The following is a 25,338-nucleotide window of genomic DNA, read 5'->3' on the forward strand; positions in this document are numbered from 1 at the left end:
TAAGTCGGAATCCCGCTTGCCACCCGGAGCCGCTTACGGCACGGTGATCATCCATGCGAATCAGTCTCGTGGGCCAGCCGTATGCAAGCTCGCCGAATCTTCACCAGTTCCTGGCCTCCCGCTGCGCAGATGACAGGTATGCCGAATTGCGCATGGCAACGGCCTGGGCGAAACAGAGCGGACTCTCGCGGGTGGAGGGCGACTTCCGCGCCTTCCGCGATCGGGGAAACAAGATCACGGCAGTGGTGGGCATCAGCGAGGGTGGCGCCACCCGTCAGGGACTTCACCTGGTGCACAAAATCTGCGATGCGTCCTACGTATTCCACGAAACGGGTCGCACGTTCCACCCCAAAATCTACTTCTTCACCGGCGCCGACGACTGGTCCGTGTTCATCGGGTCGAACAACCTCACCGCCGGTGGCGTCTTCTGGAACTACGAAGCCGCCGTCGAGATCTCCGGATCCTTCGCCTCACCGGATGACGTGGCACTCGCCGGTCAGTTCACCGCCCTCTTCGACCAGCTCCTCGAAGACAGCGATGTCTGCAAGCCCCTTGACGACGCCTTGATCAAGCTGCTGATCGAGTCCCCCGTCTTCCGGATCGGTGACGAGATCCGCATGGCCGGACGGCAACGGTCCGGGGCCACCCGCACCGAAGGGGGTGAGCCGGTCTTCGGCCGGTCCCGGCACCCCAAGACGGCCGATCCGGGAAAGCCCGCAAAGACCGGAAAGATCGGAAAGAAGGGATCGGCCGGCCCTCCACAGGACCTCCTCGACCATGTGGACGGTCTCGACCAGGTGGACGGGGTCGACGTCGTGGACGATCAGCCGGCCACGCCGTCGGAGCTGCTGAGCCATTCCTGGTGCAAGAAGATGTCGGCCAGCGATGCCCAACGGCCTCCGAAGGCGGAGACCAAAATCACCGGGAACCTCAAGCTTTCGCGGGCGCAGCATCCCATCGACCAGAAGACCTACTTCCGCAAGGTCTTCTTCGGGGACGCGCAGTGGGTGGCGAAGGAGACCTCCAGAGGAGTGCAGGAGAAGGCCAAAGTGCCGTTCGAAGTCTTCGTCGGCACGAAGCCCTTGGGTGTGTACGAAGTCGTCATCGATCACGCCGATTTCCGGATCGCGGGCCAGGACAACGTTCCGACCTGGCTCCACTGGGGAAAGGAACTGACGGCGTACCTGAAAGCCCACGACCACACGGGGCACTACGTCACGCTCGAGACCTTCGAGGACGGCTCGCGGCGCCTCACCCTTTCCGCGGACCCGATCGGGGAGATCAAGGTGAGCTGACGGCTGTCTGGTAACCCCCGGCGGGCGCCGGCAGCGCTCCCGTGGCAGGCGGTGCGCGCGGCCGCAGGATCAGCCCGGGTCTTGTGGGGCCCCGGGGCTCAGGAGGGTGACGACCTGGGCGTCCGAGGTCTGGGAGAAGTCGCGGTACCACTCGCCCACGGAGGAGAAGCCCGGCGGAGTGGAGAGGCAGACGAGTTCGTCCGCCGAGGCGCGCAGGCGCGCGGCGGCGTCCGGCGGGGCGACCGGGGTGGCCATGACGACGTGGGTCGCGCCCTGGGCGCGGACGACTTCGCAGGCGGCGGCCGCCGTCGCGCCGGTGGCGATGCCGTCGTCCACCAGGATCGCCGTGCGGCCGGCGACGGGCAGACGGGGGCGGCCCCCGCGGAAGCGGTCGGCCTGGACGGCGAGCGAGGCCCGCTCCGCCCGTTCGACCTCCGCCATGTCCTCGGGGCGCAGCCGGGCGCGGCGGACGATGTCCTCGTTGATCACCCGTACGCCGCCTTCGCCGAGGGCGCCGAACGCCAGCTCGCGGTGGCCCGGGACCCCCAGCTTCCGTACGACGACCACATCGAGCGGGGCGTCGAGCGCCCGGGCCACGTGGGACGCCACCGGGACCCCGCCGCGGGGCAGGCCGAGCACCACCGGTCGGCGGGGCCCGTAGGGGCGCAGGGCCTCGGCCAGGCGGCGGCCGGCGTCGTCTCGGTCGGTGAACAGCACCCTTCGAACCAACGCCCCCGGGCGCCGTGGCGCAACTCGGACGAAGGGGCCGGGGACGCCCTGCGCGTCAGACGCACAACTCGTACGAAGGAGGTGGTGCCGGGTCTGTGGGTTCGGGGGATGGGTAGCCGTGAGCGGTGTGCATAGGTTTTGCGGACAAGGCCGTCGGACGCCGCCGACCAGGCGCCGGCCGGTGGCGGCTCTGACGACGAGGATGGGGCGGACGCGATGCGTGAGCTGGTGGGTACGGCGCTGCAGTGGGTGGCCGAGGGCCGGAACGGGTACCTGGCGCGGCCCGTCACCGAGCAGGGGTTCGGGCCGCGGGACCCGGCCGGGGCGGTGCTCGTGGACGCCCGGGGGGAATGCGTCGGGGCCCTGTACCGCGGGATGTTCGACGCCGAACTCGTCGCGGAGGCGGGTGCGATGGGGGCCGGGGACACCGCGCGGGTGTGTGAGGTCTCCGTCGGCGGCGCGGAGGCGGTGGGGGCGAAGCTGACCTGTGGCGGCCGGGCGGAGGTCCTGCTCCAGCCGCTGGCGCAGATCCCGGCCGAGTGGTGGGAGCTGCTGGAGGCCGGGCACGGGGCGGCTCTGGTCACCCGGCTGAACGAGGCCGCGGACCGGGCGGTGAGCGAGGTCGTGCGGGCCGTCGACGCCCCGGCCGACGACGCCGCGCGGCGGGCCGGCGAGCTGCTGCGCACGCGGCGGCCGGGGCGGGACGCCCTGTACGGGGGCTCGGGGCTGGTGCTGGTGGAGGCGTACCCGTCCGCGCCGCAGGTGGTGATCGGCGGGGCCGGTGAGCTCGCGGAGATCATCGCGCGGCAGGCCGGGCTGCTGGAGTGGGGCGCGGTGGCGGTGGAGTCGGCCGCCGAGGCGGAGAAGGTGCTGAGCGCCCACCGGGACGCCGCCTGCCTGGTGCTGCTCAGCCACGAGCCGGAGTTCGACGTGCCGGCCCTGCGCACGGCGCTCGCGCTGGGCGTCCCGTACGTGGGCGCGCTCGGCTCCCGCCGCACCACCGCCCGGCGCCGTGAGGGGCTGCTGGCGGCCGGGGTGACGGAGGCCGAACTGGCCCGGGTGCACGGCCCGATCGGCCTCGACCTCGGCGCGCGGACGCCGCAGGAGACGGCCCTGGCCATCTGTGCGGAGATCCTCGGGGTGCTCGGCGGCCGGGACGGCGGCGGGCTGCGGGACTCGGACAGGCCGGTGAGCGGGTAGCGCAGGGGCGCGGCCGCCGCGAGGGGCCTGCGGCCCTGTCCCCGTGTTGGGCGAACACATCGGGTGATTACGTACTGAATGCGGGAAAATAGTACGTATGAACACGATCGCACTGGAAGACGCGCAAAATTCCGTTTGGTTCGTCTTCGTCGGGCTGATCATCGTCGCGTTCCTCCTCGCCGCCTTCAAGCTGGGCCAGCGGGTGCGCGCCAAGGAGCCGCCGCCGCCCACTCCCGAGAGCCACCCGCACCTGCCCGAGGGCGGTGCGGTGTACGAAGTGCGCGAGGAGAGGGACCCCGTGGAGTTCCCCGAGGGAGGTCTGCGCCCGCACGAGATGCAGGGCTTCGGCAACTTCGGGTCCACCACCTCGACCCACCCCGACGACGTCCGCGCGGCCCGCGAGTCCGGGTACCAGCACTCCCACCCGCACGCCGGCCAGCGGCCCTCCTCCGAGGTGACCGAGCCTCCGCCGCCCGCCCCACCGACCCCGCCGGAGCCGCCGGTGGCCCCGCCCCACGGGGGGGCGGGCCACTCCTAGCGGGGCCTCCTCGCGGGCCGCTCCCGACCTGCCCCCTGACAGGTCGGAGCGCAGCCGACCCCTGACAGGTCGGTGCGCAGCCGACCCCTCACAGGTCGGTGCGCAGCCGGAGCACCTCGGGCGGCGGGTGCCGCAGCGAGGTGTGCCGGACCTCCGCCGACAGGGGCGGGTCGAGCGGCCGGTACGCCACTTCCCCGAGCCCGACCGCCGTGACGGTCGGGCTCGGCGCCGTCCAGGCCGGGGCGTCGTCCGTACGGGCGGCCAGGGTCTGGGCCAGTTCCCTGCGCAGCGGCGCCGAGAGCGGGCTCGACACCAGCGGGGCCTCGTCGTCGCCCGGCACCACCAGCACCAGCGCCGACGGCCGGCGCGGCGTACCGGTGTAGCCGATCACCGCCGCGTCCCGGACGTCGGTGTGGCGCAGCTTCTGCCAGGCGCGCCTGCCCGCCGGGTAGGCCTGGTCCAGCCGTTTGACGACCAGGCCCTCGATACCGCTGGCGGGCAGCGTCTCGAACCAGGTCGCGGCGAGCTCCGGGTCGGTCGTCATCGGCACCGGCTGGAGCGGCGGCCCGAGCGGGAGCAGCAGGTCCACCAGCAGCGCCCGGCGCCGTTCGTACGGGCGGCCGCGTACGTCGACCCCGGCCAGCTCCAGCACGTCGAACGCGGCGTACGAGGCCGGCAGGCTCTGCGCGAGCAGCGGCGCGCGGGCCGCCGTGGCCGCCGCGCGCCGCTGGACGAGGGCGAAGTCGGTACGGCCCTCGTGCCAGACCACGACCTCCCCGTCGAGGACGGTCCCGGCGGGCAGCCGCTGGGCGGCCAGTGCCAGGTCGGGGAACGCGCTCGTCACGATCCGGCCGGAGCGGGCCTGGAGGACCACGGCGTCCGTGGTGCGCAGGATGACCAGGCGGTGGCCGTCGAACTTCGGCTCGTACGCCAGTCCCGCCGCCAGCGGAAGGGTCCGTACGGCGGCGGCGAGCGCGACCCGTACCCGGCTCACGGCAGCGCCCCGGCCTGCGCGGGGTCGGTGAGCGGGGCGAAGAGGTCGCCGTAGCGGGCGAGCCGGGGCGCGATGTCGTCGGCGAGGAACACCAGCTGGGAGGGGTCGGAGCAGGCCTCCACCTCCGCCCAGGTCAGGGGCGCGGAGACGGTCGGACGGGCGCGGGCGCGCAGCGTGTAGGGCGCGGCGGTGGTCTTGGCGGCGGCGTTCTGGCTGTGGTCGACGAAGACCTTGCCGGGCCGCAGCGCCTTGGCCATGCGGTGCACCACGAGTTCCGGGAGTTCCCGTTCGGCTTCCTGGGCGAGCTTCTTGGCGTACGCGGACACCTTGGCGGAGGGCGTCGGCTCCAGGGGCGCGGACAGGTGGAGGCCTTTGGCGCCGGAGGTCTTGGGGTAGGCGTGCAGGCCGTCGGCGGCGAGCCGGTCGCGCAGCCAGAGGGCGGCGGCGCAGCACTCCACGACGGTGGCGGGCGCTCCGGGGTCGAGGTCGAGGATCAGCCGGTCGGCGAGGGCGGGGCTTCCCGCGGTCCACTGGTGGACGTGGAACTCGACGACGAGGTTGGCGGCCCACATGAGGGAGGGCATGTCGGCGATGAGCACCTGTTCGGCGGAGGGGTCCTCCGACCGCGGGACGGGGCTGGTCTTCACCCAGTCGGGGGTACCGGGTGGCGGGTTCTTGGTGAAGAAGAGCTGCCCGTCGGGGCCGTCGGGATAGCGCAGGAACGACACCGGCCGGTTGTGGACGTGGGCCAGCAAGGGCTGCGCGACGGTGGCGTAGTAGTGCAGCACCTCGCCCTTGGTGAAGCCGGTCTCCGGATAGAGGACCTTGTGCAGGTTGCTGAGAGCGATGCGCCGCCCCTCCACCACGGTGATCGGCGTCATACGATGAGATTGCCATGAAACGGGAGGAACTGTGCGATCCATCTGGAATGGGGCGATTTCCTTCGGCTTGGTCAGCATCCCGATCAAGCTCGTGAACGCCACCGAGAGCCACTCGATCTCGTTCCGCCAGATCCACGTGACCGACGGCGGCCGCGTGCGGTACCGCAAGGTGTGCGAGCTGGACGGCGAGGAGGTGTCGCAGGCCGAGATCGGCAAGGGGTACGAGGAGGCGGACGGCTCGATCATCCCGATCACGGACGAGGACCTGGGGCAGCTGCCGATCGCCACGGCGAAGACGATCGAGATCGTGTCGTTCGTACCGGCCGACGAGATCGATCCGCTCCAGATGGACGCGGCGTACTACCTCGCGGCGAACGGGGCGACGGCCGCCAAGCCGTACACGCTGCTGCGGGAGGCGCTCAAGCGGAGCCGGAAGGTGGCGATCGCCAAGTTCGCACTGCGGGGGCGGGAGCGGCTGGGAATGCTGCGGGTCGTCGACGACGTCATCGCGATGCACGGACTGCTGTGGCCGGACGAGATCCGCCGGCCGGAGGGGGTGGCGCCGGAGACGTCGGTGACGGTCCGGGACGCCGAACTGGACCTGGCGGACGCGCTGATGGCGACGCTGGGGGAGGTGGACATCTCCTCGCTGCACGACGACTACCGGGAGGCCCTGGAGGAGATGATCGCGGCGAAGGCGGGCGGCGCGTACGAGCCGGCGGAGGCCGCGACGGAACCGGCCGCGGGCCAGGTAATCGACCTGATGGCGGCGCTGGAGCGGAGCGTGCAGGCGGCGAAGGCCTCGCGGGGAGAGGCGGGCGCGGCCGCTCCCGCGGAGGCGGAGGCGGACGTGACGCCGATCCGGCGGAAGTCGACGGCCGCGCCCAAGGCGGTGGGCGGGAAGAAGTCCACGTCGGCGTCGGGGTCGGCGGCGGCGAAGAAGACGGCATCGGGACGGAAGTCGACCTCGGCGGCGGCGAAGAAGACGGGCTCCGCGTCGGCCAAGTCGGGCGGGACCAAGTCCACTTCGGCGGCCACGAAGAAGACTGCCTCCGCCAAGAAGGCCACGCCACCCCGCAAACGCCGCTCGGCCTGACGGCCGGGGCGGCCGGGGCGGGCGCCCGACGGCCTACGGGAGCCAGGTACGGGTGTCGCGGGCCAGGGAGAAGAGGGCGTCGGTGTCCGGGGGTTTCAGGATGGGGGTGGCGGTCGTGAAGTAAGGCGTCGCCGAGGCGGGTTGCAGGACGCGGACGTCGCGCAGCGTCGGGGCCACCTCGACGGTGGAGGCCCCGACCACGGCCACGACCGGCGTGACCGGCGACCGCAGGGCGTGCGCGGCGAGGGCGGCCGCCCGGCGGACTCGGCGCACCTCGGGGAGCGGGTCGGCCCGGCCCACCGTGAGCAGCAGGTCGCCCGCCCTGACCCGCTGGCGCCGGCCCGGCACCGTCACGACGCAGAACACCCCGGCCGGGCCGATCAGCACGTGGTCGATCAGGCCGCCGCCCGGCAGCGGCACGGCGTGCAGGACCCGCCAGTCCATCGCTTCGAGGACGTCCAGCTCCGCCCCCATCAGCTCCCGCGCCCCGATCTCGCGGCGCAGCCGGTGACGGGCCCTGGTGCCCGGCGAGCCGTACGCCAGCTCCCCCAGCAGTGGCTCGCCGGGGCGGTTCGGGGCCAGGTCCCGGTCGGGGGGAAGGGCCAGCCGGAGCCGTTCCACGGGCGTGGGTACCGGCGGGGGCCCGACGGCCACCTCGCCGCTCAGGTAGGGGCGCAGGGCGGCCAGCACCGCCTCCCGCCGGTCCGCCTCCAGCAGGCTGACCCGGTTGGTCCGCCGGTCGTACCAGGCCACCGCCCGGCCGTCCGGCAGGTTGACGAACAGCCGCCCCCGTCCGGCCCGGCCGCTCGGCAGCACCGTGAGTCCGTGCATCTCCCCCACCCCCCGGCGTCCATGGGAGCAGGCGTTGTGCCGCCCGGCAATCCCCCGTACGCGGCGCGGTGCGTGAACGCCGGCGTCGTGTGGCGCCGGTGTGTAACGACTCCGACGGGGCGCCGTCGGCTGACCGTTACAAAGTCATGGCCCTACTGCAACGGCGCGACCCTACGTTGGGACGCCCGGGCCGACCGACCCGCAGAAGGAGTTCCGTGACCAGCGTCAGCCGCCGCACCCTCGTCCGCGCCACCGCCGTGACCGCATGCGCCGGCGCCCTGCTGGCCCTGCCCACCGCCGCCGCGCTCGCCGAAGGACTGCCGGCCGCCTCGGTCGGGGCGCGGACCCTGGTCGGCAGCCTCGCCCTGGCCGACGGGCGGTCCACCGCCCGGGTGTACCGGCTCGCCGGGAACACGTACGAGGCCGACGTGCTGCGCGACGGCTCCCGCGTGGCGTCGCTGACCAGCCACCCCGGCGCCCCCGCCGTCGGCGAGGCGCAGGGGCTGCACCTCGCGCTGCGGGCCGACGGCCGGCTCTCGTCCTGGGTCGGCGCCCTCGCCCCCGGGCCGCAGGGGCACGCGTTGGCCGGCGACGGGCACAAGACCGCGACCCGCAGCCGGCCCCTCCCGGCGGCCGCCGCTCCCCGGGGCGCGGCCGTCGAGGCTCTGCGCTCGTACGCCGTGCCCGACGGGCCGGGCAACGGCGCGCTGCTGCTCGCCGCGGGCGGCGGCATCGCGGCCGTCGGCGCCGCCGGGCTGGGGTTCGCGATGCTGCGCCGGGGGCGCAGCGACGCCTGACCCGCGCGCCCGGCGACCGCCGCGCCACCGGGGCGCCGCTCCCCCGTCGCCCGGGCATCGCCCATGTGTGCGGGCGAAACGGGACCGGGTCGGCCTAAGGTTGGCTGGAACCGACCGTCATCCCCGGCACCGAGAAGAGGAGGCCCGCCGCTGTGCGCACCCTCCCCTTCCGCGCGGGCGCCGGGCTGCTCCTGGCCGGCTGCGTGCTGCTGCTGGCGTCGGCGTGCGGCGACCCGGGCGGGCTGGCCGCCGCCGGATCGGCCCCGACGGCGCGTGGACCCGTACAGCTGTGGCCGTGGCGCAAGGGCGCCGAAGTGCCGCCCGCCCCGCCGGGGGGCGTGCCGCCGGTGTACGTACAGGGGCTGCCGCTCGTGCACGACCAGAACGTGCACGAGGTGGACGCGGTGGCCCTGGTGCAGGCGGAGCTGCGGGCCCACCGGGGCGCCGTCACCGGCGCCGACGGGATGCCGAAGGAGACCGCCGACGCGATCCGGTCCTGCGGGACGGAGGCCTCGGAGAAGTGCCCCGTGCTCACCCCGTACTACCGGGACCTCACGGGGAACGGCAAGGACGAGGTCATCGTCGGGATCGAACTGCCGGGCAGCATGATGTCGGTGCGCGCCTACACGGCCGACCCCGACGGGCGGCTCAACCGGATCATGGCGACCACCGAGACCGTCATCCGCGTCGAGCTGGCCGGCCAGAACGTGGTCCTGCACGTGCCGAGCGGGCATCCCGGGTACGAGCTGATCACCACGTGGTCGTGGGACGAGAAGCAGCGGAGCATGATGGCGACGCGCGAGCAGATCGTCCGGGTGCCGGCGCGCCCGCGGACGTCATGAGGGCCCGGCTGCCCGCGTGGACCGCCACGCTCACCTGGAAGTCGGCGTGTTTCATCGTCGTCATGTGCTGTGCGCTGGCGGCGGCGCTCGGCGCGCTCGTGCACGTGGAGGTCACCCGGCAGACGGTCGACAACGCGCGTGACCGGGCCCTGGAGAAGCTGAGCGACGCCACGCGGGCGTACGAGGCGGGCGAGGCTCTGCCGCCGCGCTCCTCCCTCGATCCGGCAGGCCTGCCGGCGTCCCTGCGCAAGCTGGCCGTGGGGGGACGGCGGGGCACCGTCGTGGCCGAGTTCCGGGGACGGCAGGTGATGTGGGCGGCGGCCCCCGCGGACGGCCGGGCCCTGGCCACGGCCGTGGACTACAGCCAGGCGGCGCGCACGATCAGCGGGCTGGACCACGCGATCATCGGCTCCTCGATGGTGGCGATCGGCGGCACGCTCCTGCTGGGCGCGTTCGCGGTGACGCGGGTGACCCGGCGGCTCCAGCAGACGGCGGCGGTCGCGCGTCGGATCTCGCAGGGCGACCTGGACGCGCGGGTGGACGACCCGCGGACGGGGAACCCCTCGCGTCACCAGGACGAGGTGGCGACGGTGGCGGCCGCGCTCGACACGATGGCGGCGACCCTCCAGGGGAAGCTGGAGCGCGAGCAGCGGTTCACCGCGGACGTCGCGCACGAGCTGCGGACTCCGCTGACCGGGCTGCAGGCGGCGTCGGAACTCCTGCCGGAGGGGCGGGCGACGGAGCTGGTGCGCGAGCGGGTGCGGACGATGCGCGGGCTGACGGAGGACCTGCTGGAGATCTCGCGGCTGGATTCGGGGCGCGAGGTGGTGGAGACGGACCTGCACCAGCTGGCGCGGCTCGCGCGGCGGGTGGTGCGGGCGTCGGGCACGCCGACGGAGGTGGTCGTGGTGCGGGACGCGATGGTGGAGACGGACCGGCGGCGGCTGGAACGGGTGCTGGGGAACCTGGTGGCGAACGCCCATGGGCACGGGCGGGAGCCGGTCGTCCTGACGGTGGACGGGCCGGTGGTGACGGTGCGGGACCACGGGGACGGGTTTCCGGAGTACCTGGTGACGCAGGGGCCGCAGCGGTTCCGCAGTGGGGACGGGAACGCGGGAGCGGGGGCCGGCTCCGGGAAGGGGCACGGGCTGGGGTTGACCATCGCCGTCGGGCAGGCCGCGGTGATCGGTGCGCGGCTGGAGTTCCGGCAGGCCGAGGGGGGCGGCGCGGAGGCGGTGGTGACGCTGCCGTAGCCCTGGCCGGGCGGTTCGCGGGCGCGCGGCGGGGCAGCCCTGGCCGGGCGCGTGGGGGTGGCGGCGTTGCGCGGAGCGTCTCCCGGGCCGCGCCGGGCGCCGCGAACTTCCCCGGCTGCCGCCGGGGTTGGGGCGGGTGCGCCCGGGCCGGGCGCGGTGGGCCGATGGCCGGCCGGTGGGCCGATGGCCGGCCCTGCCCCCCGTCACCGCCTGGGTGCTCCCGGCACCGCGACCGCGAGGGCGAAGCCCGCCGGTGGGTTCCGTCAGGCGTCCGGCTGGGCGCGGCGCCAGGGCCAGCGGGGGCGGGGGCGGACTCCGTCGGGGCGGAAGGTGTACTTCCAGCCCTTGAGGAGGCCCAGGCGTCTGGTCTGGCCCGCCGGGACGCGTTCGTACAGCAGGACCGTCGGGGCGGCGCCGTCCGGGTTCGGGACCGGGATCTCGTACCACTTCGGCGGGTGGCCGGTCGGGCCCAGGAGGATCGGCAGGGACCGGCCGTCCATGGGGCCGCCCTCGAACGGGGTGGATTCGCTTCTCACCCCTCCAGTGTCACAGCAGGTGGGCCGCCCCGGAGACCAGCGGGACCACCCGCCGGGCAAGCACGCCGACCGGGCCGTCCACCGGTTCCAGGGCCAGGGCCGCCCGCGCCGCCGCGGCCGTCTCGGGGTCGGTGGCCGCGGTGGCGGTGAGGAGGGCGATGAACTGGTCCACCAGCCAGTCGCGGAGCGAGGCCACGTCCGGCTGCTTGCCCTCGTCGATCCAGATCAGCGAGGCCCCTTCCACGGCCGTGATCCAGGTGCGGACCATCATCCGCAGCCGCGGGCCGGGGTCGGGGACGGCCAGGTGGACGAGGATCTGCTGCGCCGCCGCCCGGCGGATGCCGTCCACGGTCGCCGTCGTGCGGGAGGTCTCCACGACGCTGCCGCCCTGGAGGAGCGCCGCGAAGCCGGTGTCGTGCTCGTCGACGAAGGCCAGGTAGCGGTCCAGGGCCCGGGACAGCCGCTGGGTCAGCGGGCCGGCCTGGGGCTGGGCGAAGCACTGTTCCAGCAGCTCCGCGGCCGAGCGCAGCGCGGCCTCGTAGAGCTGCTGCTTGCCGCCGGGGAAGTAGCGGTAGACCAGCGGGCGCGAGACCCCGGCGGCCTCGGCGACGTCGTCGAGGGAGACCTCCTCCGGCGCGCGGTGCGCGAACAGCGACAGGGCCGCGTCGAGGAGTTGGGCCCGCCGCTCCTCGACGCTCAGCCTGCGGTACGCCCGTACGGTCGTCATGCCCGCAGGGTAACCCCGTGGGAGGCCGGTCAGGCGAGGAGTCCCGAGCTCCGCCACAGCCTGCGGCCGACACCGCGCAGGACGCCGATGTCGTCGAGGAAGTCCGTCAGCCGCTTGGCGCCGGTCTGCATGACCTCGCGCCGGTGGCCGCTCGCCTTGACCTGGGCGACGGCTTCGCGCCGGTCCAGGCCGATGTTCTCGTAGACCTGGGGGTTGACGAAGGCCAGCGAGAAGACGCGGGCGGCCTCACCGCAGCTGATCCGGGTGAGTTCCTGCTCCCAGCGCGGGGCCGTCAGCATCTGGCGGCGCAGTTCCTCGCGGGCGTAGCGGACGTGCCGGGCCTCCTCGATGACGTGGATGCGGGTGACTCCGCGTACGAGCGGCTGGATGCGCTCGTCGGGGAAGGTCAGGCGCTGCATCCAGTCGAGGATCTCCTCGCCGAGCAGGGTGCAGGCGAAGGAGCCGGGGGTGGTGGAGACCGTCTTGAGGACGCGGGCGAGGTTGTGGTGGGTGCGCGAGACCGGATAGGCGGGGGTGTCCGCCTTGCGGATCATGCGGGCGAACATCATGGAGTGCCGGCATTCGTCGGCTATCTCGGTGAGTGCGTAGCGGACGTGGTCGCTGACCAGCGACTTGTCGTAGATGTGCCGGACGAGCAGCTGCATCAGGATGATCTCGAACCAGATGCCGAGGGAGCCGAGCGCGGCCGCCTCGTGGCGGGAGAGGTCGATGCGCTGTTCCTCGCCCATCTTCTTCCACAGCGGGGTGTCGTAGAGCGAGAGCAGTTCGGGCGGCCAGTAGTACTTGCCGTCGATCGGCGGGGCGTCCCAGTCGAGTTCCCTGTCGGGGTCGAAGGAGTGTTTGGCCGACGATTCGAGCAGTCGCGCGGCGGTTTCCTCGCGGTCCTTGAGGAGGCCGAGTGCGTCCCTCGGCGCTGCTCGGTCGGTCACGGTCGTCATGGCTTCGGACACCTCGCTCGTGGAGTTACCGGCGGTCACTGCTTATGAGACTGCTTGTCAGCAAGGCCGTCAATCCCTCCGGCGCGACTTGTTGACCCCGCGTCTACCAACGTGTGACGCTGCGCACGGTGGCCAACTGGCCGGTCCGGTACGCGAGTACACGAGGCAAGGGGGCGTCAGTGTCGACGCACGAGCTCTACACCAAGGACCCGGGCGAGGGCGTCTGGCAGGTTCCGGCCTCCGGCTCCGCGCGCTTCAGCTGGGAGTACGACGGCGGCCGGGAGCGGCTGCTCGCCCTGTACCAGAAGGGCAAGGACAAGCAGTGGGACGGCGCCAAGCGCATCGCGTGGGACCTGGAAGTGGACCCGTACGACCCGCTCGGCACCCCCGACGAGGCGCTGACGCTCTACGGCACCCCGTACTGGGCCAAACTCACCGACAAGGACAAGGGCGAGCTGCGCCGCCACTACGCGGCGTGGAATTTCAGCCAGTTCCTGCACGGGGAGCAGGGGGCGATGGTGTGCGCGGCGCGGATCGTGGAATCCGTACCCGACCTGGACGCGAAGTTCTACTCGGCCACCCAGACCATGGACGAGGCCCGGCACGCGGAGGTCTTCGGGCGCTTCCTGCACGAGAAGGTCGGGATGCTCTACCCGATCAACGACAGCCTCCAGGGGCTGCTCGGCGACACCCTGCGCGACTCCCGCTGGGACATGCCGTACCTGGGCATGCAGGTGCTGATCGAGGGGCTGGCGCTGGCCGCGTTCGGGATGATCCGCGACACGACGGACAAGCCGCTGCCCAAGCAGATCCTCGCCTACGTGATGCAGGACGAGGCCCGGCACGTGGCGTTCGGGCGGATGGCGCTGCGGGACTACTACAAGCAGCTGACGGACGCCGAGTTGCGCGAGCGCGAGGAGTTCGTGATCGAGGGCTGCTACCTCATGCGGGACCGGCTGCGCGGGGTGGAGGTGCTGGAGAACTTCGGCATCCCGAGGAAGGAGGCGGAGGACTTCAGCGAGCAGTCGGAGTTCCTGCACCTGTTCCGCAGGCTGCTGTTCAGCCGGATCGTGCCGTGCGTGAAGGACATCGGGCTGTGGGGTGACCGGCTGCAGCGGGCCTACCTGGAGATGGGCGTCTTCGAGATGGGCAACTCCAACCTCGACCTGCTGATGAGCGAGGACGAGGAGATCGCCGAGGCGATGGACCGCGAGCGGTTCGCCGCCGAGGAACGCGACCGGGTGGCGGAGGTCCGGGCCACCATCGCCGAGGGAGCGGAGAGCGGCGACCCGAGCGCCTGAGCGGCGGCGCGCCCGGACAGCCCCGACCGCCCGGACAGCCCCGACCGCCCGGACAGCCCCGACCGCCCGGACAGCGGCGCCGGCGAACGACCGCCCGAGCGGCGCCCCGGTCACGGCGTGGGCTTCGCCGCCAGCGCCGCGGCCATCACGGCGCGCGCGATCGGGGCCGCCGCGCTGTTGCCGCTGATGCCGCCGCGGTCCGCCGCCGCGTCCTCGACGACCACCGCCACCGCGACCGCCGGCAGCGGCGCGCCCTGCGCCCTGGCCCAGGCGATGAACCAGGCGTAGGGCGTGCCCGCGTTGCCGACGCCGTGCTGCGCGGTGCCGGTCTTGCCTCCGACCACCGCGCCGGGGATGGCGGCGTTGCGTCCCGTGCCGTTCTCCACCACCTTGACCATCAGCTCCTGCATGCGCAGCGCCGTCGCCGGGCTCATCGCCCGGCCGAGGGTGTGCTGTTCGCCGCGGCGGACCTGACTGCCGTCGTCCCGGGTGGTGCGCTCCACCAGGTACGGGCGTTTCAGCTCCCCGCCGCCCGCGACGGCCGACGCCACCATCGCCATCTGGAGCGGGGTCGCCTTGGTGTTGAACTGCCCGATCGACGACAGCGCCAGCTGATCCGGACTCATGTCGGTGTCGAAGGCCGAGGGCGACACCCACGACGGCACCCGCAGCCCGTCGTCGTTGAAGCCGAAGCGCCGCGCCGCTTCGACCATGCCGCGCAGACCCACCTGTACGCCGATCTTGGCCATCACCGTGTTGCAGGACCACTGCACCGCCTCCGCCATCGAGGCGTCCTCGCAGCCGGTCGCCTCGTTCGGCAGCAGGGTGCTGGTCCCCGGCAGCGGGTACGGGTCGGGCGTCCGGGTCGGGGCGTCCACGTCCTCGACCACCCCGGCGTCGAGCGCGGCCGCCGCCGTCACGATCTTGAAGGTGGAACCGGGCGGGTACGTCTCGCGCAGCGCCCGGTTGAGCATCGGCCTGGCGGGGTCCGCGTTGAGCCGCGTCCACGCCTCGTTGACCCGCGCGCCCGTCCCCGAGAGCGCCGCCGGGTCGTACGAGGGGCTGCTGACCAGGGTCAGGATCGCGCCGGTCGCGGGCTCCAGGGCCACGACCGCGCCCCGCCGGCCCGCCAGCCCCGTGTACGCGGCCCGCTGCATCGCGGCCCGGATGGTGGTCACCGCGTTCCCGCCGGGCGGGTGGCCGCGCGCGAGGTCGTACCAGAGCGGGAAGGCGGACAGGCCCGGGTCGGTGCCGCCGAGGACGGCGTCCTCGGCGCGCTCGACGAAGCTGGTCCCGTACGTCTGGGAGGAGAACCCGGTGACGGGAGCGTAGAGCGGGCCGTTGGCGTAGGTGCGCTCGTAGCGGAGCAGTTGGCCGCTGTCGCGGGATCCGGTGACGGGCCGGCCGTCGACCAGGACGTCCCCGCGCGGCTTCGCGTACCGCTCGACGGCGGTGCGCTTGTTGGCCGGGTTGGCTCCGTAGGCGGAGGCCTCCCAGACCTGCACCCGGCCCATGTTGACCAGCAGGGCGACGAGCAGGGCCGCGCAGAAGTACGCGCACCAGCGGATGTAGCGGATCACGCGGGGCCCCCCTCTCGCGCCGGAAAGGGCGACGACGGGGGCGCCGGAACGGGCGGCGGCACCGGCCTGCGGGCGCTGTCCCCGAGCCGGATCAGCAGGGCGACGATGATCCAGTTGGTGACGACGGACGAACCGCCCTGCGCCAGGAAGGGCATGGCCATGCCGGTGAGCGGGATCAGTCCGGTGACGCCGCCGGCGATGACGAACACCTGGAGGGCGAGGATCGAGGCGAGCCCGGTGGCCAGGAGCCGCCCGAAGGGGTCGCGCAGCGCGAGTCCGGCCCTGAATCCCCGGTCCACGAGGAGCCCGTAGAGCAGCAGGATCGCGCTGAGGCCGACGAGCCCGAGTTCCTCACCGGCGGTGGCCAGGATGAAGTCGGACTTGGCGGCGAAGCCGATGAGGAAGGACTGGCCGTGGCCGAGTCCGGCGCCGAGGAGGCCGCCGGCGCCGAAGGCGAAGAGGGACTGGGCGAGCTGGCCGGGTCCCTCGCCCCGCGCGATGGAGGCGAAAGGATTCAGCCAGTCCTCCACGCGGGTGTGCACGTGCGGCTCGAACGTCCCCACGGCGTACGCCCCGACGGCCGCGAGCAGCAGCCCGATCGCGATCCAGCCGATCCGCCCGGTGGCGGTGAACAGCATGATCACGAAGAGGCCGAAGAAGAGCAGGGACGTGCCGAGGTCCCGTTCCAGCACCAGTACGCCGACGCTGAGCAGCCAGATCGTGAGGATCGGGCCGAGGACGCGGCCGGGCAGCAGGCGCAGCTTCCACAGCAGCCGGCGCCCGGTCAGGGCGAGGGCGGTGCGGTTCGCGGCGAGGTAGGCGGCGAAGAAGACGGCGAGCAGGATCTTGGCGAACTCCCCCGGCTGGAAGGAGTACCCGGCGAACCGGATCCAGATGTGGGCGCCGTTGACGGCAGGGAAGAAGACCGGGACGAGCATCAGCGCGAGCGCGGCGGTGACGGAGAGGTACGCGTACCGCTGGAGGACGCGGTGGTCCCGCAGCACCCCGACGACCAGCACGAACAGGGCCAGTCCGATGCCGGACCAGCGCAGCTGCTCGTCGGCGGTGTGGTGGCCCGCGGTGGTGAGGTCGAGCCGCTCGATCAGGACGAGGCCGAGTCCGTTGAGCAGGACGGCGATGGGCAGCACGAGCGGATCGGCGTACGGGGCGCGCAGGCGCACGGCGAGGTGTGCGATCAGCGCGGCGGCGGCGAACCCGACGGTGTGGCGGGTGACGGCCTCGGGGAAGCGTCCGGTGGCGGCGAAGCCCACGTAGAGGTGACCGAGTACGGAGATCAGGACCGCCCCGGTCAGCAGGGTCAGCTCGATGCCGCGGCCCCCCGGGATCCGGGCGTCGGGAGGCGGGGGCGGGGAGGGCTCCGTCACCTTCGCCGTCAGAGCGGTCATAGGGGGAACGTAGCAAGCACGAGAACCCTATGTCCGCTTATGTCACAGTGCGCCGAAGAGTCGCCACGAACGGTCGGGACCTGGGGAGAGCGCGAGCGGCGGCAGCGACGGCCCGGACCCCCGCCGCGCCCCTCCGAACAGGTGACGCGGCCTCACCCCGCCGCCTCCGGTGGAGGATTCGTCATACCGGGCATGGCAACATCGGCCTGCCCCGGAGGTGATTACATGACAAACCGACCACGTCTTGTCCGCACCGTCTGCATCGCCGCCGCCGTCCTCCTCACGGCCGCCGGCCCGCCCGCCACCGCCCGCGCCGAACCCCTCCCCGCGACGGAACCCGTCGGAGCACCCCGGCCCGCCTCCGCGCCCCGGAAAGCCCCGGCCCTCCGGCCGGCCGCGGCGCCCGCCACCGAACCCGTCGGCGTGCTGCTCACCCGCCTCCAGGACCTGTACCAGAAGGCCGAGCAGGCCTCCGAGGCGTACAACGCCACCGAAGTCGCCCTCAAGGCACGCCAGGAGCAGGAGCGCCGGCTCACCACCGAGCTGGGCAAAGCCCGTACCGCCCTCAGCGCCGAACGGGCCCTCGCCGGCCGGCTGGCCCGCGAGCAGTACCAGCACGCCCGCGGCGGCCTCTCCCCCTACCTGCGGATGCTCCTCACCGGAGACCTCCGCCACGCCTCCGACCAGCGCCGCCTCACCGCCCTCCAGGGCGCCCGCACCGCCGGGGTCCTCGCCCGCCTCGAACACGGCGAGCAGCACGCCGGGACCCTCGCCGGCGCCGCCCGCAGAGCCCTGGACGCACAGCGGAACCTGGCCGCCGAGCGGAAACGGCACAAGGACGAGGTCACCGGCCGGCTCAAGGAGGTCGAGCGGCTCCTGGCCTCCCTGACGCCCGGGCAACTCGCCCAGCTCGACGCCCGCGAGGACGCGGTCACCGCCGAAGCGCAACGGGAGCTCGTCGGCTCCGGCCGCCTGGGCCGGGCGGGCGCCCCCTCCGCCTCCGCGCAGGCCTCCACCCCCACCGCCGCGGGCGGCGCGGCCCTCGCCTACGCGGCGGCCCAGATCGGCAAGCCGTACGTCTGGGGCGCCGAGGGCCCGGCCTCCTTCGACTGCTCCGGGCTCACCTCCCGGGCCTGGGAGCACGCCGGGCGGTCCATCCCCCGCACGAGCCAGGAGCAGTGGGCACAGCTGCCGAAGGTGCCGCTGGACCGGCTGCGCCCCGGGGACCTGGTGGTGTACTTCCCCACCGCCACCCACGTCGCCCTGTACATCGGCGGCGGCAAGGTCATCCAGGCGCCCCGTCCGGGAACCCGCGTCAAGGTGTCGCCGATCGCCGCGAACCCGGTCCTGGGCGCCGTACGGCCCGACCCCGGCGGGACCCCGCTCGCCTCGTTCACCCTCCCGCCGCTGCCCGAATCGGCCACGGAGGGGGACGACACCGGCTACTCGGGGGCCGGGCCCGACGCGGACACCGAAGCCGAGACCTCGGCCAGGTAGTCCGCCGTGTCCTCGGGGTCGTAGAAGTAGGCGTCGAAGTCGGCCGGGTTGTCGAAGCCGTTGGCGAATCGATCCGCCACCGGCGGCAGCTGCCCGGCCGCCCCGATCAGGTTCAGCACGTGCTCCGGGGGGACGCCCAGCATCGCGTTGGTCCACTGGGTCACCGGCTTGCCGGTCGTGAACCAGTACTTGTCGAAGGTGGCCTTCATCCACGCCTCGTCGAACGGCTTGTCACCGTGCATGAGGATCGAGGAGAGGTAGGAGGCCGCGCACTTCGCGGCGGAGTTCGAGCCCTGCCCGGTGATCGGGTCGTTCGCCACGACCACGTCGGCGACGCCCAGTACCAGGCCGCCGCCCGGCAGCCGCCCGATCGGGTTGCGCACGACGGGCGCGTAGCGCCCGGCGAGGGTGCCGCCGCCGTCCGTCAGGTCCACCTTGGTGGCGCGCGCGTACTCCCAGGGCGTGAACCGCTCCATCAGCTCCAGCGTCAGCGCCAGGTGCTCCGACGGGTCCTTGACGCCCTTGAAGGCGTCCACCGGACCGCCCGGCAGGCCCTCCCAGAACAGGATGTCCGCCCGCCCGGAGGTGGTCAGGGTCGGCATGACGAACAGCTCCCCGACGCCGGGCACCAGGTTGCAGCGCACCGCCTCGGTGTCCGGGTGCTCCGGGCGCGGCCCGAGCCCGTGCACGTAGGAGACGGCCAGCGCGCGCTGCGGCGCGTCGTACGGGGACCGCGCCGCGTCCCGTCCGAACATCGACACCAGTTCGCCCTTGCCGGCGGCGACGAGCACCAGGTCGTACGTGCGGGAGAAGAAGTCCAGGTCGGCGACGGACGCGCCGTGGATGACCAGCTGCCCGCCCCGCTGCACGAACGTGTCGATCCAGCCCGCCATCTTCACCCGCTGGTCGACGGACTGCGCGAAGCCCTTCAAGCGGCCCAGCCAGTCGACGGCGCGCCCGCCGTCCGGGCCGGCGACCGAGACGCCGACGCCCTCGATCCTCGGGGCCTGCCGCTCCCAGAAGGCCAGCTCGAGGTCCCGCTCGTGCTGGAGCGCCGTGTCGAACATGCATTGGGTGGACATGACCCGGCCGGTGCGGATCTCGTCCGCCGTCCGGTTGGACATGAGGGTGACCTCGTACCCCTTCGACTGGAGTCCGAGGGCGAGCTGGAGACCGGACTGGCCGGCCCCGACGACGAGTATCTTGCGCATCTCACGTTCTCGATTCGGGGGCTGCGGTGCTACGGGCTGCGGTTGTGGGAGCTGCGGTTCCTCGGGGCTGCGGTGTGCACGCCGGGCCGCGCCGCGCGCTATTCGGGCGTGGCGTCCAGGGCGTGCGACACCAGGGCCAGCAGGGACTCGACCACCGTGGCCCGGCGTCGGGCGTCCATGATCACGACGGGTACGGTCGGTGCGATGCCGAGCGCCTCCCGCACGTCACGCTCCTCGTACTCCCGCGAGCCCTCGAAGTGGTTGACGGCGACGGCGTACGGCAGTCCGCAGCTCTCGAAGTAGTCCAGGGCCGGGAAGCAGTCGCGCAGCCGGCGCGTGTCGGCCAGCACCAGCCCGCCGATCGCCCCCCGCACCAGGTCGTCCCACATGAACCAGAAGCGCTCCTGGCCCGGCGTCCCATACACGTACAGGACGAGGTCGTCGGCGAGCGTGACGCGGCCGAAGTCCATGGCGACGGTGGTGGTGTTCTTGTCCGGGGTCGCGGACAGGTCGTCGGTGGGCAGGCTCGCCCGGGTCATCACCGCCTCGGTGCGCAGCGGGGTGATCTCGGAGACGGAGGACACGAAGGTGGTCTTGCCGACACCGAAGCCCCCCGCGACCAGGACCTTGACCGCGACGGGCGCGCGCGAACGGTCGCACTGCCACGGCTGGACGGGCTCGTCCACGGCCGGGGCCCGGTCAGAGACGGCGGAGGCCATCGAGCACCCTTTCCAGCAGCGCGCGGTCGGGACGGCCGGTGCCGTGGCCCGTGCCGTAGACGCGGACGCGCCCCTGGTCGGCGAGGTCGCTGACCAGGACGCGGACCACACCGAGCGGCAGTTTCAGCAGCGCGGCGATCTCGGCGATCGTGCGCATGCGGCGGCACACCTCGACTATGGCCGGCATCTCCGGCATCCGGTCCGCCGTCTCGGCCGGACCGGTGTCGAGGGTGGCGACGAAGGTCTCCACCAGCAGGATCTGCGCGAAGCGGGTCCGGCCGCCCGTGAGGGAGTACGGGCGGACCCGGGCGGGGCGGCGGTCGGCGCCGCGTATGGGCAGCCGGTCGGTGGCCGGACTCCTCACGGGGTGTTCTCCATCGACTGGCGCAGCTCACTGCGGACTTCGGGGGTCAGGACGTGCCCGGCCCGCCCCACGAACAGGGCCATGTGGTAGGCGACGACGCTCATGTCGCAGTCGGGGGTGGCGTGCACGCCCAGCAGCGAGCCGTCGCTGATGACCATGACGAAGACGGAGCCGTGCTCCATGGCCACCATGGTCTGCTTCACGGAGCCGAACTCCATGAGGTCGGCGGCGCCGCTGGTGAGGCTGCCGAGCCCGGAGACGATGGTGGCGAGGTCGGCGGAGGCTCCCCGCGGGCCCTTGGGCCGGTCGACGGCCGTGGGGGGCGCGGGCTCGGAGGAGAGCAGCAGGAGCCCGTCCGAGGAGACGACGGCGACGGAGTTGACTCCGGGTACCTCCTCGACCAGGTCGGTCAGCAGCCATTGCAGGTTGCGGGCCTGGGTGCTCAGTCCGTACGTACTGGGCGCGGTCATGTGCGTGCCTCCTGTGCGGTGTCCCCCCGGTCGGTCTGCCCTTGCTGCCGGCCCTGGTCGGGGGCCTGGTCCTGGGCCAGTTCGGCTGCGGCGACGCGCCGCCCGTCCTGGGAGCCCTGGTAGAAGCCGCCGAGCCGGCGGCGCAGCTCTTCGGCGTCCACCCGGCGCGGTTCGGGCCGTACGTCGACGGGCCGCCCGGCCGTCGCGGCCCTGGCCGCGGGGCGCGGGGTCCGCTTCGGCAGGCCCTTGTCGGTGACGGCCTCCTCGGGGTGCCCGTGGCTGCCCTGGCGCGGGAGCCAGCTCTCCTCGGCGGCCGCCCGGCCGTGGGGGTCGGGCTCCGCCGGGGCGGCGTCGGGCCGCGCGGGCGGGGGCGGTGTCTCCTGCTGTACGACGGCCCCGGGTGCGGTCCCCGGCAGCGGCTCGGCGCCCTCCGGCTCGGGGTCGGGCACCGCGAAGGCCGCCGGGTCCGGCTCGGGCACGACCCTCGCGAGGAGCTCCTCCCCCGGGTCCACCCCGCCCGGCTCCCCGCCGGCGGGGGCGCCCACCGTGAACACCTGCGCCTCGGGGGGCAACTGCCCTGCGGAATCCCCGAAGGCCCCGTCCTGGGCGGACGGCTCCTCGGCGGGGGCCGCCGCCTGCCCGTCCGGTCCCTCGCCCGGGGCGCGGCGGTCCGCTGCGGCGGACTCGGCGTCCCCGGCCGGGCTTTCGCCCACTGCGGCGGGGTCGGCGTCGTCGGCCGGGCCCCCGCCCGCTGCGGCGGAGGCGCCGTCCTCGACTCCCTGAACCACCGGAGGGATCCGCGGGGGCAGCGTGTTCTCGTTGGCCTCCGCGACCACCCCGGGCAGCCGGAACTCCGGCAGCCCCGGCGTGGCCAGCGTGTGCACGGGCGAGGTCGGCGGCGCGAGGGGCAGCAGCGCGGCCGGGACCACCACCAGCGCCTCCGTCCCGCCGTACCGGCCGGCCCGGAGCTCCGCGGTCACCCCGTGGCGTGCCGCGAGGCGGCCGGCCACGTACAGGCCGAGGCCCAGCCCGTGTTCCGCCTCCGGCTCCTCGTCGTAGGCGTCCGGTGTCGCCAGCCGGGCGTTCAGCGTCTCCAGCCGGTCGGCGGTGACCCCGATGCCCTCGTCCACCACGGACAGCACCACTTCACCGGAGTCCAGCAGCCGTCCGGACACCTTCACCTTGGCGTCCGGCGGCGAGAACGTCGTCGCGTTCTCCAGGAGTTCCGCGAGCACGTGCGAGATGTCGTCGGCCGCGTGCCCGGCGACCTGCGTGTACGACGGCATCGCCGCCAGGTCGACCCGCTCGTAGCGTTCGATCTCGCTGACCGCGGCCCGCATGACGTCGACCAGCGGCACCGGCAGCGCCTGCCCGTGGCCGTGTTCCTGTCCGGCCAGCACCAGCAGGTTCTCGTTGTGGCGGCGCATCACGGTCGCCAGGTGGTCCAGCTTGAACAGGGTCGAGAGCCGTTCCGGGTCCTGTTCCTTGGACTCCAGTTCCTCGATCACGGCCAGCTGCCGCTCGACCAGGCCCAGGGTCCGCAGCGAGAGCGAGACGGAGGTCGTCGACATGACGCGCCGGTGCTCCTCCAGCCCTGCCCGCAGCTCCACCAGTTCCGCTTCCAGCCGGGCGCGGACGTCCGCCAGCTCGGTTTCCAGCGCGCCCCGGCCCGAGGACAGCGCCTCGTTGCGGCCGATGAGCCGGCGCCGGTCGGCGTCGAGCCCGGCGATCTTGGTGTGCAGGGCGACGGTCTGGTCCCGTACCGCGTTGAGGTGGCGTACGACCTCGGCGAACTCGTCGTTGCGGCCGGTGAACCGGACCGGCTCCACCGAGCCCTCGGGCGTCGCCAGCCGCGCCGCGCCGCGGCGCAGTACCGACAGCGGCCGGGTCAGCGAGCGGGCGACGGCCGTCGAGACGCCCACGACGAACAGGAACAGCACGCCGAGGAAGGCGACCAGCAGCTCCAGCCGCTGGACGTCGTCGTCGCGCAGCGTGGCGAGGGAGGTGGAGCGCCGGCCGGCCAGCGTGGACTCCACCGAACGCATCCGGTCGATGCGGGCGGTGAGGGCCGAACCGACGGAACCGGCGTCGGCCCTGCGGTCGGCGGTGGACAGCGTCGGCCGCTCGGTGAGGCGCTTGAGGTAGTCGTCGGCCGCCTTGACCTCGGGGCCGGTGACGGTGACGGTCAGCGTCTGCCGTACGTCGGGCCGGGCCGCCCGCGCGAAGTCGTCGAGTGCGGCCTGTTCCCGGACCCGGGAGCGCTGGGCGGCGGCGGTGAGTTCGTCCGCGGCCAAGGTGCCGGTGGGCTGGTCGCCGCGGGGGGCGGGAACGGCCAGGGCGGCGAGCAGCAGCCCCCGGGTCGCCGAGGCCTGTTCGACGGCCTGGCCGAGGGGGGCGAGCGGGCGGGTGGTGGCCAGGGCGGCCTCCGCGCGCGGCGGGGTCAGTTCGGCGAGCCGGTCGCCCGGTGCGAGGAGATCCGCGATGACGGCGCTGTAGGCCTGGTGCGCGGCGAGGGCGCTGCCCTTGCCGTCCACGGCCTCGGTGCGCACGGCGGGGATCCGGCCGAGTACGCCGGCGAGTTGCTCGTCCGCGTCGGGCCGGACCTCGGACAGCTGCCGGTCGGTGCCGGCGACGCGCTCCTGCACGGCGGCCTTGGCGCCCGCGGGGCGGCCCTTGGCGGCGTACTCGACCACGGCGTCGCGCTCGTCTCCGAGGAGGTGCGCCAGGGTGAGGCTCGCCTGCGCCTGCTCGGCGAGGGTCACCAGCCGCTGGGAGTCGTTCAGTTCTCTGGTTGCGGAGACGACGGCGGGAGCGCCTGCCGCGAGGACGGTGAGGCCCGCGACGGCCACGCCGACCACCAGCCTGCTGCGCACGCGGACGCGACGTCCTGCGGGGGCGGGTCCGTCTGCGCTGGCGGTGCCGTTCTTCCGAGACCGCTTCTTCTGCACCGGTGCTCGCAATCCTGTACGTGTGCTCGTGCTCGTCTACTCGTGTGGCCGAGGTAACGGCCGGTCAACAAGTAAACGCCCCCTGCCCCCTCGTACCGCCTCAGACCTTCGCAGTGCGATGGGAACAGAGCCGCACATCGCCCACCCCGCCACTCGAAGGAGTGAACATCACAGAGGAGTGGCCGACCAACTCGGGCCGCGTGTGCCAGGTGCCGTCCGTGGACGGGTGGTTGAAAGAACGAGGCGCGCTTTGGCAAGATGCCCCGCCCTCCTGCCCCGCGGGCTCCGCGCCGGGCCGTCCCACCCCTCCCGATTTGGTACGGACCTGGCCTGGCGGGGGCCCCTTCCACTACCGGGCCGCCGGGGCAGAATGTCCGTATGCGCATCGACTTGGCCTCGGTGGCCGGCAGCCCGGAACGCCCCAACGAGGACTGGGTCTCAGCTGCGATACCCGCGTTGGGCGGCGGAGTTGTGGTGCTCCTCGACGGAGTCACGCCGCCGCGCGGCGACGACGGCTGTGTGCACGGGGTGCCGTGGTTCACGGCCCGGCTCGGCGGCTGTCTGGCCGAACTGTCGGGCTCGCGGCGGGACATGCCGCTGGACCGGATCCTGGCGGAGGCCATCAGGGAAACCGGCGCGGCGCACGGCGGCGGCTGTGACCTTTCTCACGTGCGCACCCCTCAGGCGACGGTGGTGATGGCGCGCTGGGACGAGACGCAGGTGGAGCATCTGGTGCTGTCGGACTCCGTACTGCTGTTGCAGGCGCCCGGCGGCGGGGTCACGGCGGTGGTGGACGACCGGCTGGACCGGATACCGCGTGCCGCGCTGCGCTCGGTGGCCACGGCGGACGCGCTGCGCAACGCGGAGGGCGGCTTCTTCACGGCGGCCGCGGATCCGGCGGTGGCCGCCCGGGCGGTGACGGGACGTACGCCGCGCGGGGAGGTGCGGGCTGTGGCCGCGCTCACGGACGGGGCCAGCCGGTGGACGGACACGTTCCGGGAGGGCGACTGGGCCGACTGCATGGCGGTGCTGCGCAAGGAGGGCGCCGAGGGCCTGATCGGCCGGGTCCGTGCGGCGGAGTCCGACCCGGCCCGCCCGCCGGCCCGCCACAAGCGCCATGACGACGCGTCGGCGGTCTACGCGGAGCTGTGACCCGTGCGCCCA

Annotated in this window: 23 protein-coding genes and 1 pseudogene; 10 read left to right on the top strand and 14 right to left on the bottom strand. The window is 73.5% G+C overall.

Translation table 11 applies throughout. From position 1 onward, the window contains the following. Positions 1-53: 53 nt before the first annotated feature. Positions 54-1,295, top strand: coding sequence for a phospholipase D family protein (locus OG861_RS10540; protein WP_329198269.1), 1,242 nt, complete (start codon positions 54-56; stop codon positions 1,293-1,295). Positions 1,296-1,376: 81 nt separating this feature from the next. Here OG861_RS10540 and OG861_RS10545 read toward each other — a convergent pair. Beyond that, positions 1,377-2,012 (bottom strand): annotated as a pseudogene (locus OG861_RS10545) (phosphoribosyltransferase); the annotation flags it as partial. Positions 2,013-2,240: 228 nt separating this feature from the next. Here OG861_RS10545 and OG861_RS10550 point away from each other — a divergent pair. Beyond that, complete coding sequence (locus OG861_RS10550) at positions 2,241-3,224, top strand: XdhC family protein (RefSeq protein WP_330261689.1); 984 nt, start codon at positions 2,241-2,243, stop codon at positions 3,222-3,224. 97 nt (positions 3,225-3,321) lie between these two features. Continuing rightward, on the top strand, positions 3,322-3,762 hold the full coding sequence (locus tag OG861_RS10555; RefSeq protein ID WP_329198265.1) for a DUF6479 family protein: 441 nt from the start codon (positions 3,322-3,324) through the stop codon (positions 3,760-3,762). A gap of 88 nt (positions 3,763-3,850) precedes the next feature. On the opposite strand, the gene OG861_RS10560 is transcribed toward OG861_RS10555, so the two are convergent. After that, positions 3,851-4,756, bottom strand: coding sequence for an ATP-dependent DNA ligase (locus OG861_RS10560; RefSeq protein ID WP_329198263.1), 906 nt, complete (start codon positions 4,754-4,756; stop codon positions 3,851-3,853). Next, the gene (gene ligD / locus OG861_RS10565) at positions 4,753-5,637 is read right to left on the bottom strand and encodes a non-homologous end-joining DNA ligase (RefSeq protein WP_329198261.1); all 885 of its coding nucleotides are present in this window, start codon (positions 5,635-5,637) and stop codon (positions 4,753-4,755) included. Before ligD ends, OG861_RS10560 begins: the two co-directional genes overlap by 4 nt. Before the next feature lie 31 nt (positions 5,638-5,668). Between ligD and ku the strand changes: the two genes are divergently transcribed. Next, complete coding sequence (gene ku / locus OG861_RS10570; protein ID WP_329198259.1) at positions 5,669-6,733, top strand: non-homologous end joining protein Ku; 1,065 nt, start codon at positions 5,669-5,671, stop codon at positions 6,731-6,733. A gap of 33 nt (positions 6,734-6,766) precedes the next feature. On the opposite strand, the gene OG861_RS10575 is transcribed toward ku, so the two are convergent. Then, positions 6,767-7,564 (bottom strand): nuclease-related domain-containing protein, encoded by a 798-nt coding sequence (locus tag OG861_RS10575; protein WP_329198257.1) that lies wholly within the window; start codon positions 7,562-7,564, stop codon positions 6,767-6,769. A 215-nt stretch (positions 7,565-7,779) separates the two neighbouring features. On the opposite strand from OG861_RS10575, the gene OG861_RS10580 reads away from it, so the two are divergent. The 3 genes from OG861_RS10580 to OG861_RS10590 all read left to right on the top strand — a co-directional run bounded on the left by OG861_RS10580 (position 7,780) and on the right by OG861_RS10590 (position 10,456). Continuing rightward, positions 7,780-8,361: a hypothetical protein gene (locus tag OG861_RS10580; RefSeq protein WP_329198255.1), complete on the top strand. Its 582-nt coding sequence runs from the start codon at positions 7,780-7,782 to the stop codon at positions 8,359-8,361. Between the two features lie 152 nt (positions 8,362-8,513). Further along, positions 8,514-9,203: a hypothetical protein gene (locus OG861_RS10585; RefSeq protein WP_329198253.1), complete on the top strand. Its 690-nt coding sequence runs from the start codon at positions 8,514-8,516 to the stop codon at positions 9,201-9,203. Then, on the top strand, positions 9,200-10,456 hold the full coding sequence (locus tag OG861_RS10590; protein WP_329198251.1) for a HAMP domain-containing sensor histidine kinase: 1,257 nt from the start codon (positions 9,200-9,202) through the stop codon (positions 10,454-10,456). The genes OG861_RS10585 and OG861_RS10590 overlap by 4 nt, the downstream gene beginning before the upstream one ends. A 263-nt stretch (positions 10,457-10,719) precedes the next feature. Here OG861_RS10590 and OG861_RS10595 read toward each other — a convergent pair whose 3' ends face one another. From OG861_RS10595 to OG861_RS10605, 3 genes are read right to left on the bottom strand one after another with little or no spacing between them, the layout of a single operon-like run. Next, positions 10,720-10,992: a hypothetical protein gene (locus OG861_RS10595; protein WP_329198249.1), complete on the bottom strand. Its 273-nt coding sequence runs from the start codon at positions 10,990-10,992 to the stop codon at positions 10,720-10,722. 10 nt (positions 10,993-11,002) lie between these two features. Continuing rightward, entirely contained in the window at positions 11,003-11,719 is a 717-nt protein-coding gene (locus OG861_RS10600; protein ID WP_329198247.1) for a TetR/AcrR family transcriptional regulator, read from the bottom strand. Positions 11,720-11,748: 29 nt separating this feature from the next. Continuing rightward, positions 11,749-12,678: an AurF N-oxygenase family protein gene (locus OG861_RS10605; protein ID WP_330261690.1), complete on the bottom strand. Its 930-nt coding sequence runs from the start codon at positions 12,676-12,678 to the stop codon at positions 11,749-11,751. A 179-nt stretch (positions 12,679-12,857) separates the two neighbouring features. Here OG861_RS10605 and OG861_RS10610 point away from each other — a divergent pair, with 179 nt between their 5' ends. Then, positions 12,858-13,979, top strand: coding sequence for a ferritin-like domain-containing protein (locus OG861_RS10610; RefSeq protein WP_329198243.1), 1,122 nt, complete (start codon positions 12,858-12,860; stop codon positions 13,977-13,979). Positions 13,980-14,089: 110 nt separating this feature from the next. Here the strand turns inward: OG861_RS10610 and OG861_RS10615 are convergent, their stop codons facing one another. Then, on the bottom strand, positions 14,090-15,559 hold the full coding sequence (locus OG861_RS10615) for a penicillin-binding transpeptidase domain-containing protein (RefSeq protein WP_330261691.1): 1,470 nt from the start codon (positions 15,557-15,559) through the stop codon (positions 14,090-14,092). Next, positions 15,556-16,965, bottom strand: a complete 1,410-nt coding sequence (locus tag OG861_RS10620; protein WP_329198239.1) for an FtsW/RodA/SpoVE family cell cycle protein — start codon at positions 16,963-16,965, stop codon at positions 15,556-15,558. Before OG861_RS10620 ends, OG861_RS10615 begins: the two co-directional genes overlap by 4 nt. A gap of 225 nt (positions 16,966-17,190) precedes the next feature. On the opposite strand from OG861_RS10620, the gene OG861_RS10625 reads away from it, so the two are divergent. Then, positions 17,191-18,462 carry a C40 family peptidase gene (locus OG861_RS10625; protein ID WP_329198238.1) on the top strand — a complete coding sequence of 424 codons (1,272 nt, stop codon included), beginning with the start codon at positions 17,191-17,193 and terminating at the stop codon, positions 18,460-18,462. On the opposite strand, the gene OG861_RS10630 is transcribed toward OG861_RS10625, so the two are convergent. From OG861_RS10630 to OG861_RS10650, 5 genes are all read right to left on the bottom strand, one after another. Next, entirely contained in the window at positions 18,408-19,673 is a 1,266-nt protein-coding gene (locus tag OG861_RS10630; protein WP_329198236.1) for a styrene monooxygenase/indole monooxygenase family protein, read from the bottom strand. The two genes, OG861_RS10625 and OG861_RS10630, sit on opposite strands and share 55 nt — an antisense overlap. Positions 19,674-19,771: 98 nt before the next feature. Beyond that, on the bottom strand, positions 19,772-20,392 hold the full coding sequence (locus tag OG861_RS10635) for a GTP-binding protein (protein WP_330261692.1): 621 nt from the start codon (positions 20,390-20,392) through the stop codon (positions 19,772-19,774). Further along, positions 20,373-20,756 carry a DUF742 domain-containing protein gene (locus OG861_RS10640; protein WP_329198232.1) on the bottom strand — a complete coding sequence of 128 codons (384 nt, stop codon included), beginning with the start codon at positions 20,754-20,756 and terminating at the stop codon, positions 20,373-20,375. The genes OG861_RS10635 and OG861_RS10640 overlap by 20 nt, the downstream gene beginning before the upstream one ends. Continuing rightward, on the bottom strand, positions 20,753-21,226 hold the full coding sequence (locus tag OG861_RS10645) for a roadblock/LC7 domain-containing protein (protein ID WP_329198230.1): 474 nt from the start codon (positions 21,224-21,226) through the stop codon (positions 20,753-20,755). The genes OG861_RS10640 and OG861_RS10645 overlap by 4 nt, the downstream gene beginning before the upstream one ends. Then, on the bottom strand, positions 21,223-24,099 hold the full coding sequence (locus OG861_RS10650) for a sensor histidine kinase (protein ID WP_329198229.1): 2,877 nt from the start codon (positions 24,097-24,099) through the stop codon (positions 21,223-21,225). The genes OG861_RS10645 and OG861_RS10650 overlap by 4 nt, the downstream gene beginning before the upstream one ends. Before the next feature lie 453 nt (positions 24,100-24,552). Between OG861_RS10650 and OG861_RS10655 the strand changes: the two genes are divergently transcribed. Continuing rightward, on the top strand, positions 24,553-25,326 hold the full coding sequence (locus tag OG861_RS10655) for a hypothetical protein (RefSeq protein ID WP_329198228.1): 774 nt from the start codon (positions 24,553-24,555) through the stop codon (positions 25,324-25,326). The last annotated feature ends 12 nt before the right edge of the window (positions 25,327-25,338 follow it).

Source organism: Streptomyces sp. NBC_00539, from assembly GCF_036346105.1.
GTDB lineage: Bacteria > Actinomycetota > Actinomycetes > Streptomycetales > Streptomycetaceae > Streptomyces.

Bases quoted from the DNA above. Each gene is read 5' to 3' on its own strand.
- OG861_RS10630 (WP_329198236.1), bottom strand. From the start codon at position 19,673: ATGCGCAAGATACTCGTCGTCGGGGCCGGCCAGTCCGGTCTCCAGCTC.
- OG861_RS10575 (WP_329198257.1), bottom strand. From the start codon at position 7,564: ATGCACGGACTCACGGTGCTGCCGAGCGGCCGGGCCGGACGGGGGCGG.
- OG861_RS10600 (WP_329198247.1), bottom strand. From the start codon at position 11,719: ATGACGACCGTACGGGCGTACCGCAGGCTGAGCGTCGAGGAGCGGCGG.
- OG861_RS10540 (WP_329198269.1), top strand. From the start codon at position 54: ATGCGAATCAGTCTCGTGGGCCAGCCGTATGCAAGCTCGCCGAATCTT.
- OG861_RS10620 (WP_329198239.1), bottom strand. From the start codon at position 16,965: ATGACCGCTCTGACGGCGAAGGTGACGGAGCCCTCCCCGCCCCCGCCT.
- OG861_RS10590 (WP_329198251.1), top strand. From the start codon at position 9,200: ATGAGGGCCCGGCTGCCCGCGTGGACCGCCACGCTCACCTGGAAGTCG.
- OG861_RS10645 (WP_329198230.1), bottom strand. From the start codon at position 21,226: ATGACCGCGCCCAGTACGTACGGACTGAGCACCCAGGCCCGCAACCTG.
- OG861_RS10555 (WP_329198265.1), top strand. From the start codon at position 3,322: ATGAACACGATCGCACTGGAAGACGCGCAAAATTCCGTTTGGTTCGTC.
- OG861_RS10605 (WP_330261690.1), bottom strand. From the start codon at position 12,678: ATGACGACCGTGACCGACCGAGCAGCGCCGAGGGACGCACTCGGCCTC.
- ligD (WP_329198261.1), bottom strand. From the start codon at position 5,637: ATGACGCCGATCACCGTGGTGGAGGGGCGGCGCATCGCTCTCAGCAAC.
- OG861_RS10635 (WP_330261692.1), bottom strand. From the start codon at position 20,392: ATGGCCTCCGCCGTCTCTGACCGGGCCCCGGCCGTGGACGAGCCCGTC.
- OG861_RS10625 (WP_329198238.1), top strand. From the start codon at position 17,191: ATGACAAACCGACCACGTCTTGTCCGCACCGTCTGCATCGCCGCCGCC.
- OG861_RS10550 (WP_330261689.1), top strand. From the start codon at position 2,241: ATGCGTGAGCTGGTGGGTACGGCGCTGCAGTGGGTGGCCGAGGGCCGG.
- OG861_RS10655 (WP_329198228.1), top strand. From the start codon at position 24,553: ATGCGCATCGACTTGGCCTCGGTGGCCGGCAGCCCGGAACGCCCCAAC.